General features: G+C 67.2%; 11 protein-coding genes. 6 read left to right on the forward strand and 5 right to left on the reverse strand.

The window, feature by feature from the left end; all coding sequences use genetic code 11:
• Nucleotides 1-32 precede the first annotated feature (32 nt).
• From dmpG to G406_RS0132540, 4 genes are read right to left on the reverse strand one after another with little or no spacing between them, the layout of a single operon-like run.
• Nucleotides 33-1,040 (reverse strand): 4-hydroxy-2-oxovalerate aldolase, encoded by a 1,008-nt coding sequence (gene dmpG / locus G406_RS0132525; RefSeq protein ID WP_028937035.1) that lies wholly within the window; start codon nucleotides 1,038-1,040, stop codon nucleotides 33-35.
• A 1-nt stretch (nucleotide 1,041) separates the two neighbouring features.
• Nucleotides 1,042-1,986: an acetaldehyde dehydrogenase (acetylating) gene (locus tag G406_RS0132530; protein ID WP_028937036.1), complete on the reverse strand. Its 945-nt coding sequence runs from the start codon at nucleotides 1,984-1,986 to the stop codon at nucleotides 1,042-1,044.
• 28 nt (nucleotides 1,987-2,014) lie between these two features.
• Nucleotides 2,015-3,736: an IlvD/Edd family dehydratase gene (locus G406_RS0132535; RefSeq protein WP_028937037.1), complete on the reverse strand. Its 1,722-nt coding sequence runs from the start codon at nucleotides 3,734-3,736 to the stop codon at nucleotides 2,015-2,017.
• Nucleotides 3,733-4,527, reverse strand: a complete 795-nt coding sequence (locus G406_RS0132540) for an IclR family transcriptional regulator (RefSeq protein ID WP_028937038.1) — start codon at nucleotides 4,525-4,527, stop codon at nucleotides 3,733-3,735. The genes G406_RS0132535 and G406_RS0132540 overlap by 4 nt, the downstream gene beginning before the upstream one ends.
• 216 nt (nucleotides 4,528-4,743) lie before the next feature.
• Here G406_RS0132540 and G406_RS0132545 point away from each other — a divergent pair, with 216 nt between their 5' ends.
• From G406_RS0132545 to G406_RS0132555, 3 genes are read left to right on the forward strand one after another with little or no spacing between them, the layout of a single operon-like run.
• Nucleotides 4,744-5,850, forward strand: coding sequence for an isocitrate/isopropylmalate dehydrogenase family protein (locus G406_RS0132545; RefSeq protein ID WP_037079515.1), 1,107 nt, complete (start codon nucleotides 4,744-4,746; stop codon nucleotides 5,848-5,850).
• Nucleotides 5,847-7,334, forward strand: coding sequence for a GntT/GntP/DsdX family permease (locus G406_RS0132550; protein ID WP_156935268.1), 1,488 nt, complete (start codon nucleotides 5,847-5,849; stop codon nucleotides 7,332-7,334). Before G406_RS0132545 ends, G406_RS0132550 begins: the two co-directional genes overlap by 4 nt.
• 41 nt (nucleotides 7,335-7,375) lie before the next feature.
• On the forward strand, nucleotides 7,376-8,125 hold the full coding sequence (locus tag G406_RS0132555) for an SDR family NAD(P)-dependent oxidoreductase (protein WP_028937041.1): 750 nt from the start codon (nucleotides 7,376-7,378) through the stop codon (nucleotides 8,123-8,125).
• Between the two features lie 9 nt (nucleotides 8,126-8,134).
• Here the strand turns inward: G406_RS0132555 and G406_RS0132560 are convergent, their stop codons facing one another.
• The gene (locus G406_RS0132560) at nucleotides 8,135-8,911 is read right to left on the reverse strand and encodes a hydroxypyruvate isomerase family protein (RefSeq protein WP_028937042.1); all 777 of its coding nucleotides are present in this window, start codon (nucleotides 8,909-8,911) and stop codon (nucleotides 8,135-8,137) included.
• Between the two features lie 182 nt (nucleotides 8,912-9,093).
• Here G406_RS0132560 and G406_RS0132565 point away from each other — a divergent pair, with 182 nt between their 5' ends.
• The 3 genes from G406_RS0132565 (at nucleotide 9,094) to G406_RS0132575 (ending at nucleotide 13,252) form a co-directional block, all read left to right on the forward strand.
• On the forward strand, nucleotides 9,094-10,425 hold the full coding sequence (locus G406_RS0132565) for a bile acid:sodium symporter family protein (RefSeq protein WP_028937043.1): 1,332 nt from the start codon (nucleotides 9,094-9,096) through the stop codon (nucleotides 10,423-10,425).
• Between the two features lie 43 nt (nucleotides 10,426-10,468).
• Nucleotides 10,469-11,251 (forward strand): N-acyl homoserine lactonase family protein, encoded by a 783-nt coding sequence (locus tag G406_RS51365; RefSeq protein WP_064743108.1) that lies wholly within the window; start codon nucleotides 10,469-10,471, stop codon nucleotides 11,249-11,251.
• Between the two features lie 453 nt (nucleotides 11,252-11,704).
• Complete coding sequence (locus tag G406_RS0132575) at nucleotides 11,705-13,252, forward strand: class I adenylate-forming enzyme family protein (protein ID WP_156935269.1); 1,548 nt, start codon at nucleotides 11,705-11,707, stop codon at nucleotides 13,250-13,252.
• Nucleotides 13,253-13,316 lie beyond the last annotated feature (64 nt).

The following is a 13,316-nucleotide window of genomic DNA, read 5'->3' on the forward strand; positions in this document are numbered from 1 at the left end:
CCTGCGGTGGCGGTGAGGGGGAGAGCAGCAGCTCAGTGGGCCGCGCGCATGGTGAGAGCGACGTCGGTGATCATGTCTTCCTGCCCGACGATGAGCCCGCGCCTGCCCACCTCGACCAGCAGCTGGCGCATGTCGACGTTGTGGGTGCGCGCGGCCTGCTCCGCGTGCCGCAGGAAACTGGAGTACACCCCGGCATATCCGAGCGTCAGCGTCTCCCTGTCGACCCGGATCGGCCGGTCCTGGATCGGCCGGACCAGGTCGTCGGCCGCGTCCTCGAGAGCGAACAAATCACATCCGTGCTCCCAACCGAGCAGGTTGGCCACCGCGACGAAGGCCTCCAGCGGGGTGTTTCCGGCCCCGGCGCCGTGCCCGGCAAGGGAGGCATCCACCCGGGAGACGCCTTCTTCGACCGCGACCACCGAGTTGGCCACGGACAGTGAGAGATTCTCGTGGGCATGGATGCCGATCTCGGTTTCGGGCTCGAGCACATCGCGGTAGGCACGGACACGATCCCGCACCCCGCCCATGGTGAGCCGGCCGGCCGAGTCGGTCACGTAGACGCAGTGCGAGCCGGCGTCCTGCAACAGCTTGGCCGACCGAGCCAGCGCGGTCGGGGGCAGGTAGTGCGCCATCATCAGGAAACCGGAGACGTCCATGCCGAGAGCGCGGGCCCGCTCGATGAGCTGCAACCCGGTGTCGGCCTCGGCGCAGTGCACCGCCACTCGGACCGAGCCGACCCCGAGTCGGTGTGCTCGTTGCAGCGACTCGATCGTGCCGATCCCGGGGATCAGCAGCGTGGTGAGGCGAGCTCTGGCCACCACCGAGGACATCGCCGCGATCCACTCGTCGTCGGTGTGGCTGGCGGGACCGTAGGTCAGGGTGGATGCCGCCAGCCCGTCGCCGTGCGCAACCTCGATCGCGTCCACTCCGGCCGCGTCCAGCGCAGCGGCGATGCGCGTCAGCTGGCCCATGTCGATCCGGTGTCGGACGGCGTGCATCCCGTCGCGCAGCGTCACATCCTGGACGTAGACCCTGGTCATCTCACGCCACCCCGGCGCCGGCCGAGATCACGTTCTGCCGGGCGGCGACCGTGATCGCCGCCGTGGTCGTGATGTCGAGATTCCCGGCGTAGGTGCCCAGGTGATCCCCAGCTCCCTCCACCTCGAGGAAAACCGACAGCTTCGAGCGGTTGCCCGGTGTCGCGTCGATCAGGGTGCGCAACGGTTCATCGGGGTTGATGCGGCTGAACTGGAGGTCCTGTTTGAGTCGATACCCAGGGACGGTCCGGGCCATCGTGGCCACCATCGCCTCGACCGACGTCGTGATCGAGGAACGCAATGTGTCGTCGAGGTCCTCGATGATGCAGTGCACGGTTGCGCGCATCGCCATGGGGGGGTCGGCCGGGTTGAGCACAGTGAGGGCCCTGCCGCGCCGGGCGCCGCCGAGGCTCTGAACCGCACGTGTGGTGGCCTCGGTGAACTCGTCGAGAGTGGTGCGGGTTCCCGGGCCCGTCGACGACGACGGTATGGAGACGACGACCTCCGCGTAGGGGACGGCGACGACCCGGGTGACCGCGTGCACCAGAGGGACGGTTGCCTGGGCAGAGCAGCTCGCCAGGCTGAGACCGGGCACTCCGACGTGCTCGTCCAGGTTCACCGCCGGCACCACGATCGGTCCGGTCACGGCGGGTGTGAGGTTGACCAGCGGCCGTCCGTACCGAGCGAACAGGGAAGAGTGCGCTTCATGGGCTGCCGAGGTGCTCGCGTCCAGCACCATCGTGACCTGATCGAAGACGTCCAGCTCGACCAGCCCCGCCGCTCCGAAGGCGCTGGCGGCCACCCCCAGTCGGCGGGCAGTGGCCAGCCCCGGGGATTTCCTATCGATGCCGGCCACGGCGACCGGCTCCAGTACGGGGTGCCGGACCAGCTTGATCAGTAGATCGGTGCCGACGTGCCCCGTCCCGATGATCGCGACTTTGGTCGTCATGTCACTCCTCGGTCTGTGTGCTCGATGGTCAGTGACTGGCTCTGGGCACGTCCGAACCGCGCCGGCCGCGCAGGAAGTCAAGGTCGGCGCCGGTGTCGGCTTGGGTGACGTGCTGTAGGTACAGCTGGGTGTAACCACCTGGTTCCGGGGTCTTCTGCTCGCCACGATCGATCCGACGGCGCGCGAGCTCGGTGTCGTCCACCTCCAGGTGCAGCCGCCGCGCGGGCACGTCGAGTTGGATCAGGTCGCCGTCGCGTACCAGGGCGAGCGGTCCGCCGGCCGCCGACTCCGGCGCGACGTGCAGCACGACCGCGCCGAACGCGGTGCCACTCATCCGGGCATCGGAGATGCGGACCATGTCGGTGACCCCGGCGCGCAGTAGCTTGGCCGGGATCGGCAGATTGCCCATCTCGGGCATGCCCGGGTAGCCCTTCGGCCCGGCACCCTTGAGTACCAGCACCGAGTCGGCATCCACGTCCAGCTCCGGGTCGTCGATGCGGGCGTGTAGGTCGTCGATGTCTTCGAACACCACGGCCGGCCCTCGGTGCACCAGCAGCTCCGCGGTGGCCGCGGACGGTTTGATGATCGCCCCGTCCGGGGCGAGGTTCCCGCGCAGCACGGCGATGCCCGCGTTCTCCCGCAGCGGGTCGTCGACGGTGCGGATGACAGGCGACCCCCAGCCGGTCGCGCCGGCCACGTTCTCGCCCAGGGTGCGTCCGGTGACCGTCAGTGCGTCGCGGTGCAGTAGCTCACCGAGCTCGTTGATCACGACCGGGATGCCGCCGGCGTCGAAGAAGTCCTCCATCAGGTATTTGCCCGAGGGAACCAGATCGACCAGCAACGGGACGCCGGTCGCGATCGAGTCGAAGTCGTCGAGGCACAGGTCGATACCGACCCGGCCGGCAACGGCGAGCAGGTGCACCACCGCGTTGGTCGAGCCGCCGATAGCGGCATTGACTCGAATGGCGTTCTCCACGGCCCGCCGAACCAGCACGGTGGACAGCGTGAGGTTCTCGTGCACCATCTCCACCGCGCGCCGGCCGGTGTCGTGCGCGAGGGTCCGGCGCCTGGCGTCGACCGCGGGGATGGCGGCGTTGCCGGTGAGCGCGAGACCCATGACCTCGACGAGCGAGGCCATGGTGGAGGCCGTGCCCATGGTGTTGCAACTGCCGTTCGAGCGCCACATGCATACCTCGGCGCCGACGAACTCCTCCGGGCTCATCGTGCCCGCCCGGACCTGGTCGTACATGGCGTAGGTGCCGGTTCCCGACGGTAGTTGGGCACCGTTGCGGCGTCCGGTCAGGGTCGGGCCGCCGGAGAGCATGATGCTCGGCAGGTCGACACTGGCCGCGCCCATGAGGAGAGCGGGGGTGGTCTTGTCGCAGCCGGCGAGGAGCACGACGCCGTCCAGCGGGTTGGCCCTGATCGTCTCCTCGACGTCCATGCTGACCAGGTTGCGGTACATCATCGTGGACGGACGCATGAGCGTCTCGCCGAGTGAGGCCACCGGGAACTCCAGCGGCAACCCACCCGCCTCGTACACGCCTCGGGCCACGTATTCGGCCAGGTCGCGCAAATGGGCATTGCAGGGCGCGAGCTGCGACCAGGTGTTGCAGATGCCGATGACCGGGCGACCGTCGAACATCCGGTCCGGCACACCCATCGCCTTGAGCCCGGACCGGTGGAAGAACCCCATCTTGTCCGTGCCACCGAACCAGGCTTGTGAGCGACGCGTCGGATTCTCGCTCATTGCACCTCTGCCAGTGACTCGCTGACCCCTCGGGCCGCGTCCTGTACCGCCTTGACGATCTGTTGACCGGACTTCTGGAAGGTGCTGCGGATAGTGGTCACCGAGATCGCGGCGACAGCGAGCCCGTTCGTGTCGAGGATGGGCGCCGCGGCGCAGCAGACCTCCTCGACCAGCTCTCCTTCGTCAAGGGCGTAGCCCTTCTGTCGCGCCGTCTCCAACCGTTCCCGCAACTCGGCGACCGTGGTGGCGGTGAACCGGGTGAACGGCGACGCGCGGAACGCGCTCAGGTAGCGCTCGCGGACCTCGGCGGGGGAGAAGGCCAGGATGGCCTTGCCCAATGCCGTGACGTAGGCCGGCACCTCGCTGCCGGGCACCGGCTCGACGCGGATGAGCTGCCGTGACGGCACGATGTCCGCGTAGATGATCGAGCCCTGGTGCAGGGTGGCGAGGTTCACCGTCTCGTGGAAGGCGTCGGCCAGCTCGACCAGCTTGGGGCGGGCGAGGTCGATCAGGCCGGTCCGGTCCTTGATCGAGTTTGCGATGGCGACGAGCTTCATGGTCAGCCTGTATCGCCTCGTCTCGGCCACATGCTCGACGTAGCCGGCGCTCATCAGCGTGCTGAGCAGGCGGTCCACAGCTGGTTTGGACAGTGAGAGCTCCCGGGCGAGGTCGGACACCCCGCCGGACTCGCGGCGGCCCAGCGCTTCGATCAGGCGCATGGCGTTCGCCACCGAGGCGACCTCGCGGTTGAGGCGAGCGGTAGCGGACTGCGCATCGGGAGGCAGCGTCATATCGAACTCCTAGTGATTCGCTATGCGAAGCACGACTTGTATTTCGGAGAGGATAAGGCTCCTGTCGCAGCGGCGTCAACTCTGAAGTTGGTAGTCAAGAGGCGCGCTCAAGCGTTGACGCTCCACGTCGCTACGCCTACATTGACTTCGCATAACAAAGTATCTATTCGCTTAGCGGACGAACTGCACGCTCTTGGTGTGCGGAGGGGAGATGCGGTGACCTACGAGATAGCCACACTGCGTGGCGACGGTATCGGCCCGGAGATCGTGGACGAAGCCGTCAAGGTGTTGCGTGCCGTCGCCGAGGTCGTTCCGGGCGTCGATCTGGAGTTCACCCTGCTCGAAGGAGGCGCGGACTACTACGCCGCGCACGGCGAGTTGGCCCCGGCGACCACGTGGAAGACCATGGAGAGCGCGCACGCGATCCTGTTCGGCTCGATGGGCCACCCGGACATCCGGATGCCCGATGGCACCGAAGCGCAGGGACACTTCATCGTCAACGCGCGCAAGAAGTTCGGGCTCTACGCAGGTGTACGTCCGATCAAGTTCTATCCAGGGGCGAAGGGGCTGGACCCGAGCCAGAAACAGGTCGATCTGGTCCTGGTCCGGGAGAGCACCGAGGGTCTGTTCGCATCGTTCGGTGGCGGCGCGGAGATCACCGGAGAGGTGTACGCCGACACCATGATCATCACTCGGAAGGGCACCGAGCGGGTCGCCCGCTACGCCTTCGAGCTGGCGCGCACCCGCAACGGTCGCCCCCGGGACGGAGCTCGTCACGTGACCTGTGTGGACAAGGCGAACATCTTCCGTTCGCTGGCCTTCTTCAGGGAGGTCTATGACGGGGTGGCCGCCGGATACCCGGACATCAGCTCCGACCATGCCCTGGTCGACTCCTTCGCGATGCTGCTCATGCAACACCCGGAACGCTACGACGTGCTGGTCACCGAGAACATGTTCGGCGACATCCTGTCGGATCTGGCCGCCGCGCTGGTCGGAGGGCTCGGGCTGGCGCCGTCCGGGGACATCGGCGATGACCACGCGATGTTCCAGCCTGCCCACGGCTCGGCCCCGGATATCGCGGGCCAGGACCGGGCCAACCCGGTGGCCACCATCCTGTCCGCCCGGATGATGCTGGACTGGTTGGCGCGGCGCCACGACGACGATGCGCTGCGCGCGGCGGCGGACCTGCTCGAACGGTCCGTGGTAGCGACCATGGAGTCGGGTGCGCTGACGGTTGACCTCGGCGGCACTCTGCCCTGCTCGCGATTCGGCGACGCGGTCGCGGCCACCGTGCGAGAGCTCGGCGCCGAAACCGGCCGGTGATCGCTGTGTTCATGCTGGCGGCACGCCTTGCCGCTGACGAACCGAGAGCGAGCATCGGTGAGGGCCCTCTGCTCGGGCTGACGGTCGCCACGATCGTCGTCATCATTGTGCTCATCGGCTGGGCGAAGCTGCACCCGTTGATCGCTCTGATCTTGGGCTCGGCTGTGCTCGGGGTTGGCTCCGGCCTGGGAGCCGAGGCGACGGTGACCGATTTCGTGGGCGGGCTCGGCGACACGATCGGTGACATCGGCCTGCTGATCGCGCTCGGTGCCATGCTCGGTCAGCTGCTCCATGTGTCAGGGGCGGCGACTCGGCTAGTCGACCGGTTCGTCCGCGCGGTTCCCGGCCGCGCCGTTCCCTGGGCCATGGTCGGGATTGCGTTTCTGATCGGGTTGCCGCTGTTCTTCGAGGTCGCGCTGGTCCTGGTGTTCCCGATCATCGTGCTGGTGGTGCGTCGCACCGGAGCGCCTCTGCTCAAGGTCGCCATCCCCGCGCTCGCGGCGCTGTCGCTGCTCAACGGCTTCCTGCCACCGCATCCCGGGCCACTTCTCGCGGTGTCCGCGTTCCACGCCGATCTCGGTCTGACCATGTTCTACGGCCTGATCGTGGCCGTCCCCACGGTGATCGTCGGAGGTCCGCTGTTGGGCAACGTTCTGGCCCGGCTGGTGCCTTCGCCGCCGGTCGAGAAGCTTCCGTTCGGTCATCCCGACGGCGGGATGCCGAAGGCCGGCGGGACCGACGATGAGCCCGGCCACGGCAGACGGGGAACGAACAGCACGGCAGCCCTCGAGGCACCGGCGTTACCGAGACTGTCGACGCCGGGCGTCGGCGTCACGCTGCTCACGATGCTGCTGCCGATCGCCCTGATGCTGATCCGGGCAATCGCGGAGCTGACGCTTTCCCAGGACGATCCGGGGCGACGACTCGCCGAGACGATCGGCGAACCGACGGTCGCCTTGCTCGCCGGCTGCCTGCTGGCGATGTTCACGTTCGGGCTGGCCACCGGGATGGGACGGCGGCAGGTCAGCGGTGTCATGGGCTCAGGCCTGCCCCTGGTCGCTGGGATCATCCTGGTGGTCGGCGCGGGTGGCGGCTTCAAAAGCACACTGGTCGCGACCGGCGTAGGTGACACGATCGCCGACCTGACCCGCAACCTCGGTCTGCCCGCAGTGGTCCTGGCGTGGTTGTTGGCCGCGCTGATCCGCGTCGCGGTGGGCTCTGGCACGGTGGCCATCATCACCACCGCGAGCCTGCTGGCGCCACTGGCGGCCGGCACGAGTCCGAGCGGGGCGGCCTTGATGGCGCTCGCTGTCGGGGCTGGTTCACGCTTCGGGTCACACGTCAACGATGCCGGTTTCTGGATGGTCAAGGAGTTCCTCCAGCTCGACGTCAAGGACACCTTCCGCACCTGGACGCTGATGGACTGCGTGGTCTCCGTGGTGGCCGGGATCGGTGTAGTCGCGCTCGGGGCCGTCGTCGAATAGCGCATTCTTCCCTTCGTCGAGCTGGCGCACAGGAGTCGCATATGGACATGCAGGACAGGGTGGTCGTCGTGACCGGCGGTGCCGGAGGCATCGGTGAGGCGTGCGTCGCGGCGGTGCTCGCGCGCGGCGGCCACCCGGTGGTGATCGACGCGGCACCCGCCACCCACTGTCAGGAGATCCTCCACTACCGGGCCGACGTCACCGATGCCGATCGGCTCGAGGAGGTCATGGCCGATATCGACAGCCGGTACGGACGGCTTGACGTGTTGGTGAACAACGCGGCCGTGGTCCGGGCGGGAGCGATCGAGGAAACCACGCTCGAGGACTGGACCCAGCTTTGGCAGGTCAACGTGCTGGGCTATGCGCAAACCATCCGTGCGGCGCTGCCCTACCTACGCAAGTCGGCCGCGGGCGCGATCGTCAACATGTCCTCGTTCACCGCCGGTGCGGGCTTCCGCAGACGGGTCGCCTACTCCACGACCAAGGGTGCGATCGAGGCAATGACGAGGGCATTGGCCGCCGACCTGATCGCCGACGGGATCACCGTCAACGCGGTGCGTCCCGGGACGGTCGAGACCGCGTTGTTGGCTTCACTCGCCGATCAGTCACCCGCGCCCGACCAGGCTCGCGCGACCTACGCCGCGCGTCAGCCCACCGGGCGAGTGGTGTCGGCGGCCGAGATCGCGCACGCCGTGCTCTTCCTGGCCGATCCGGTGAACCGATCTACCACCGGCACGGTCATCGCCGTGGACGGGGGCATCGCGGGCACCCGCACCACCGCCATGGACTGACCCTCGCGGTCATGGGCTCGACGGGAAGTACTCCAGCGCGACACGACCCCGGAAGCCTTGCGCTCGCAGCCGTGTCAGGTGCCGGTCGAAGTCGATCCGGCCGGTGCCCGGCTCGTGACGTCCGGGGTGGTCGGCCAGCTGGACGTGCACGATCCGATCGGCATAGGCGTCGATGTCCGCGTCGATGTCGGCGCCGTTGACCGTCAGGTGGTAAAGATCGGCCAATAGCCCCACCGCTCCTCGGCTCCCGGTCACCGCGTCCACCTGGTCGATCACCGCTACCGCATCGGCCGCGCTCCTGAGCGGGTAGGTCGGCACGCCACTGAGCGGCTCCAACATCGGAACACCGCCCAGCGGGCTCAGCCGCCGATGGGCATGCACCAGATTGGCCACCGCGGTGGCCTGCTGCTCCGCATCAGTCAGGCCGGGGCGGCGGTCCCCGTAGGGCGCGCAGAACAGTCGCACCCCGAGTCGCACCGCCAGCTCCCGTATCACCTCGACGTGCTCGCGGAACTCCGCGGCACGCTCGGGGTAGGACAAGATCCCTCGTTCGCCTGCGGCCGGGTCGCCGAGCGAGAAATTCAGCGCGACCAGCTCGACGCCGGCGGTCTCGATGGCGTCGACGAAAGCTGTCAGCTCCTGGTCGGACGGCAGGGGCGACTCGAACGGCCACCAGGACTCGACGGACCGATAGCCGGCGCGGGCAGCGGCCGTCGGCCGCTCGCTCGGCGGCACCGACGAATAGATCGTGGACAGATTGGCCACGGCTGCCGTCGAAACAGACATGAGTTCTCCTGGTCATTTGTAATGCGAATTATGCTGTTCGTATTGCGAAGCTTAAGATCTGAGTTTCAGTGCTTCTTGTGGAACTTTTGGTGCAGTTAGTTCTTGACCGAGCAACTAGGTGCGAACTACCGTGTCTCGCATCACGAAGTTATCTTCATATTCCGGATATTCTAGGAGCCTCAATGAAGAAGCTGCGCCTCGGATGTCTCGGTCTGGCGGCTGTCGGGATCATCGTGCTGATCGGTGGCATCGCCACCAGCTCATCGCAGGTCTGGCAGCCTGCGCTGGTGGTGACCGGTTTCTGCGCCGCCGTCGGGCTCGGTGCGTTGCCCGCGCTGGCCAGCTACCAGTACACCGGGTGGACCCTCGCCTGTGTCTTCGCGGCGCTGGTCTATCCGAATGCACTCAAGTCCTGGGGTGGAGTCGAGCTCACCGACAAGTTCCTGATCACGACGATCATCCAGCTGGTCATGTTCGGCATGGCGACCCACATGAAGATCGACGACTTCAAGGGTGTGGTCCGCCAACCCCGTGGCGTGCTGGTCGGCCTGATCGGTCACTACACGGTCATGCCGGCCGCCGCGCTGATCCTGGTCCTGTTGTTCGACCTGCCACCACAGGTGGGTCTGGGTGTCATCCTCTACGGCTGTGTCGCCAGTGGTCTGGCGTCCAACGTGATGAGCCTGCTCGCCAGGGCCAACCTCGGGTTGGCCGTGACCATCACCGCGGTGTCGACCATTCTCGCGCCGCTGGCGACGCCGTCACTGATGAAGCTGTTCGCGGGCCAGATCATCGAGGTCAGCTTCCTGTCCATGATGTTCGACGTCATCCGGATCACGCTGGTGCCAGTCGGCGCAGCTCTGCTGGTGGACTACCTGCGTACCTCGGGCCCGAGGGGCCGGCGCACCGTGGACATCGCGGCGGGCGTCTCCGTGGCGTGGCTGATCTTCATGGCCGCGGGAGGCTGGAGCTCGCTCGCCGCCGTACTGTCGGAGAACGGGGCGCACGGGCTCGAGCAGGTGTGTTACGCGGCCGCCGCCGTGGTGATCGCTCGGGCCTACTTCGCCATCGCCGAGCGGTACGAGGCGGTTGAGCGCTTCATGCCCTACCTGGCCATGTTCGGGATCATGTACTACAACACCGTGGTCACCGCCGCGGCAAGGGACACCCTGCTCACGGTGGGTGCAGTGCTGCTGCTCATCGGGCTGATCCACAACCTGACCGGATTCACCTTCGGCTACTGGGGCGCCCGAGCCACCGGGCTGGACATCCCCTCCGCGCGATCAGTGGCCTTCGAAGTCGGAATGCAGAACGGCGGCATGGCCAGCGGTCTGGCCGCCTCGATGGGCATGATCGCCACGGCTGGAGTACCAGCCGCTGTGTTCAGCCCGCTGGGCAACGTCACCGGCTCGCTACTGGCCAACTACTGGTCACGACGGCCGGTCGAGACTGGTGTCAGACACGAGCCCAGCCCATCCTCCAGTAGTCAGCTGGCGTTCGAGGAGTCTCAATGAGCGGTCTCGCACCATGGAGCTCGACAAAGTCGACGGATAACTGGTGACCGGCTACGAGGTGCTGGCGGTCAAATACGGTGAATGGCACACCACCAAGAACGTCCTCTACCAGTCCTTCCACACCTATGACGAGCCCGACGAGCCGGTCCTGATCGACTACTACTTCTGGGTCGTGCGCAACGACGAACGCACGGTGGTCGTCGACTGCGGCTTCCGCCCGGGCGTGGCAGACCGGCGCAAACGCACCCTCATCACCCCCGTGCCCGATGCGCTGAGCAGGGTAGGGGTGGACCCGGCAGACGTCTCGCACCTGGTGCTCACCCATTTCCACTACGACCACATCGGCAACGCGGACCTGTTTCCCCGCTCCCAGATCGTGACCGGGGCCGCCGAGTACGACTTCTGGACCGGTCCGATCGCGGCCCGCCCCCTGTTCGCCACCGCGGTCGAGGCCGAGGAGGTCGCCCGGGTACAACAGGCGCACCGCGAAGGCCGGCTACTGAGGGTGCCGGTGGACGACCCAGGGCTGTCGGGTATCTCGTTCCGACCGGTGCCCGGACACACCCCCGGTCAAATCGTGGTCGAGGTAGAAGGGGCCGGTGATCGACCGGTCATCCTGGCCTCCGACACCTCACACACCTACGAGGAGTTCGAGCTGGAGCGTCCGTTCCACATCGCATCCAGCCTCCCCGACATGTACAACGGGCTGGCCTGGCTCAAACAGGCCGCAAGCCGCGCCGAGGTGGTCCCGGGGCACGACCATCTCGTCATGACTCGATACCCGCCCGCCGAGGTCGACCCAGCAATCGCGGTCCGGATTGCCTGAGCTAGACCAGCCGCCAGCGATCGCGTCCTCAGACGCAACTCGGACGTATCGATGTCAACTTCCGCATTTTCGAAATGTTCGGGCCGGCTGCCGTGGGTCCTTGCGACGTCTGCCGGTTCGCCTGGTCAAGTCGGCTCGCGAGCTGCTGACTGGACTGAACGAGGAGCCTCGGTTCTGGGTGAGCACTCCCGAGGCTGGCAAATAGCCCCGCGCACCCCATGCGTTCCTCGATGATGGGCTTCCAGCAGCCCGGCCCGCGCGGGGTGGTGTCGACCGACCAACCGACGACGAGGTCGTAGAGGGCCTCGGTGACGTGCCGAACTCGGCAGCGCTCAACAGTCGGGCGCTAGAGCACCCTGGCGCAGTCGGCGTCGCCCGAGGGTGACGCCGACCGGGTCACGAGAATGTCGGCGTGCGGTGAACCATCAGGTCGCGTCGGAGCGTGTCCCAGGCATGGGACACGCGGACCACTTCGAATGCGCAATGCGCTCGCCCCGCAACCTACCGATCGCTCCGCTGGCCGATTTGGAAGCGGCTTGCCGGGAAAACCCCTGGGGGCCGGCGGTCGTGACGGAAGGAGGAGCGTGGACCTATTCTCAGCTGCACCGCGGATCGCTCATGTTCGCCGATCATCTAACCCGGATCGGGATCAACCGCGGTGATCGCGTGGTGCTGCACATGGCGAACCGGCCCGAGTTGCTCGCCTTGTATTACGCCTGCCTGCGGCTGGGGGCGATCGCCTGTCCGACCAACATCCGCCTGACCCCTCCGGAGCTCACCCGCGTTTTCGCCCAGACCGCTCCGCGCGCGTACGCCGGCGACTCAGCAGGCGTCGCCACATTCCGCCGGCTCGGCGACGCCGCGAAAGGATCAGTGGTGTGTATCGACCTGATGGCCTCCGAGGGGAGTTCCGCCCTCGCCGGACCTGACGGCTGGGGCGAGCAGTGTCAAGACGTCGGCGGTCGTCTCGACGATGTCGCGGTCCTCTTGAGCACATCCGGCTCGACGGGTGAGCCCAAGTACGTGGCACACACCGCCGGCACCCTGGCGGCGACCGCGTCGCTCATGACCGAAGGTGTCCTCCCTCGGTTCGGGCCGGCACTGCTGCTCCCGTCGTGGGTTCACGCCTTCGGTCTGTTCTCCTGGCTGGCTCTGGTACGGCTGCGCGTCGCTGTCGTCGGGCGATCCGTTTTCGATCCGCGAGACGCTCTCACCGCGATCGACGAGCATCAATGCAGGTCGGTAGTGGGTCTACCGTTCATGTTCGCCACGATGGACGCGGTGGTCGGCGAGCGCGGTTGCCCCGATTCCGTTGCTTCCCTGGTGAGCAGTGGCGATACCCTCCCGACCGGCCTGCAGCGGCGGATAGAGGCCAGGTGGGGTGCGCCTCTGAGGCAGTTCTGGGCCTCGACCGAGGTTGCGGGAGCGCTCACCTGTGGCGGCCGACCCGGTCCACTCAGCCGAGTGTCGCGCGAAGTCGGTGTCAGGCTCGTCGCCGCTGCTCAGACGGCAGGGGAAGGCTCGTCCGGCGAACTCTGGATAACCTCACCGTCCGCCTTCGCGGGCTACTGGGATCCGGCTGAACGTTCGGTCGATCGGCAGCCTGCCGATCGCTGGGTCAAGACGGGGGACTTCTTCACGTTCGAAGACGACGGTGAGCTCCGGTTCCTGGGAAGGATTGGCGACATCATCGTCCGAGGTGGCTCGAACGTCTCGCCGGTGGAGGTCGAGAACGTGCTGCGACGACACCCCGGTGTCGTCGGCGTCGCCGTGACCAGCCTGCCCGACGACGTGTACGGCGAGACCATCGTCGCCTACGTCCAGACCGAACATCCAGCCTCGGACCGCCTCCTCGAAGACTTGTACGAGATCGCCCGCGGGAGTCTGTCGGCTCACAAAATCCCGGCCGCGATCCGCGTGATCGATGACTTGCCGGTGACCGCGATCGGGAAGGTGGATCGAGCAAAGCTGCGAGAGCTGGCCCGGTGTTCGGAATGGTAGCCAGGCTTCGCCCACTCCCATGCCGCCATCGCCCGCGGCGTTGGCGTGACCGGTCGTGGTCCGA

The organism is Actinospineispora spinosispora DSM 44797 (genome assembly GCF_000429025.1).
In the GTDB taxonomy this organism is placed as follows: domain Bacteria; phylum Actinomycetota; class Actinomycetes; order Mycobacteriales; family Pseudonocardiaceae; genus Pseudonocardia; species Pseudonocardia spinosispora.

Bases quoted from the DNA above. Each gene is read 5' to 3' on its own strand.
- G406_RS0132560 (WP_028937042.1), bottom strand. From the start codon at position 8,911: ATGTCTGTTTCGACGGCAGCCGTGGCCAATCTGTCCACGATCTATTCG.
- G406_RS0132555 (WP_028937041.1), top strand. From the start codon at position 7,376: ATGGACATGCAGGACAGGGTGGTCGTCGTGACCGGCGGTGCCGGAGGC.
- G406_RS0132575 (WP_156935269.1), top strand. From the start codon at position 11,705: ATGGGACACGCGGACCACTTCGAATGCGCAATGCGCTCGCCCCGCAAC.
- G406_RS0132540 (WP_028937038.1), bottom strand. From the start codon at position 4,527: ATGACGCTGCCTCCCGATGCGCAGTCCGCTACCGCTCGCCTCAACCGC.
- dmpG (WP_028937035.1), bottom strand. From the start codon at position 1,040: ATGACCAGGGTCTACGTCCAGGATGTGACGCTGCGCGACGGGATGCAC.
- G406_RS0132565 (WP_028937043.1), top strand. From the start codon at position 9,094: ATGAAGAAGCTGCGCCTCGGATGTCTCGGTCTGGCGGCTGTCGGGATC.
- G406_RS0132530 (WP_028937036.1), bottom strand. From the start codon at position 1,986: ATGACGACCAAAGTCGCGATCATCGGGACGGGGCACGTCGGCACCGAT.
- G406_RS0132535 (WP_028937037.1), bottom strand. From the start codon at position 3,736: ATGAGCGAGAATCCGACGCGTCGCTCACAAGCCTGGTTCGGTGGCACG.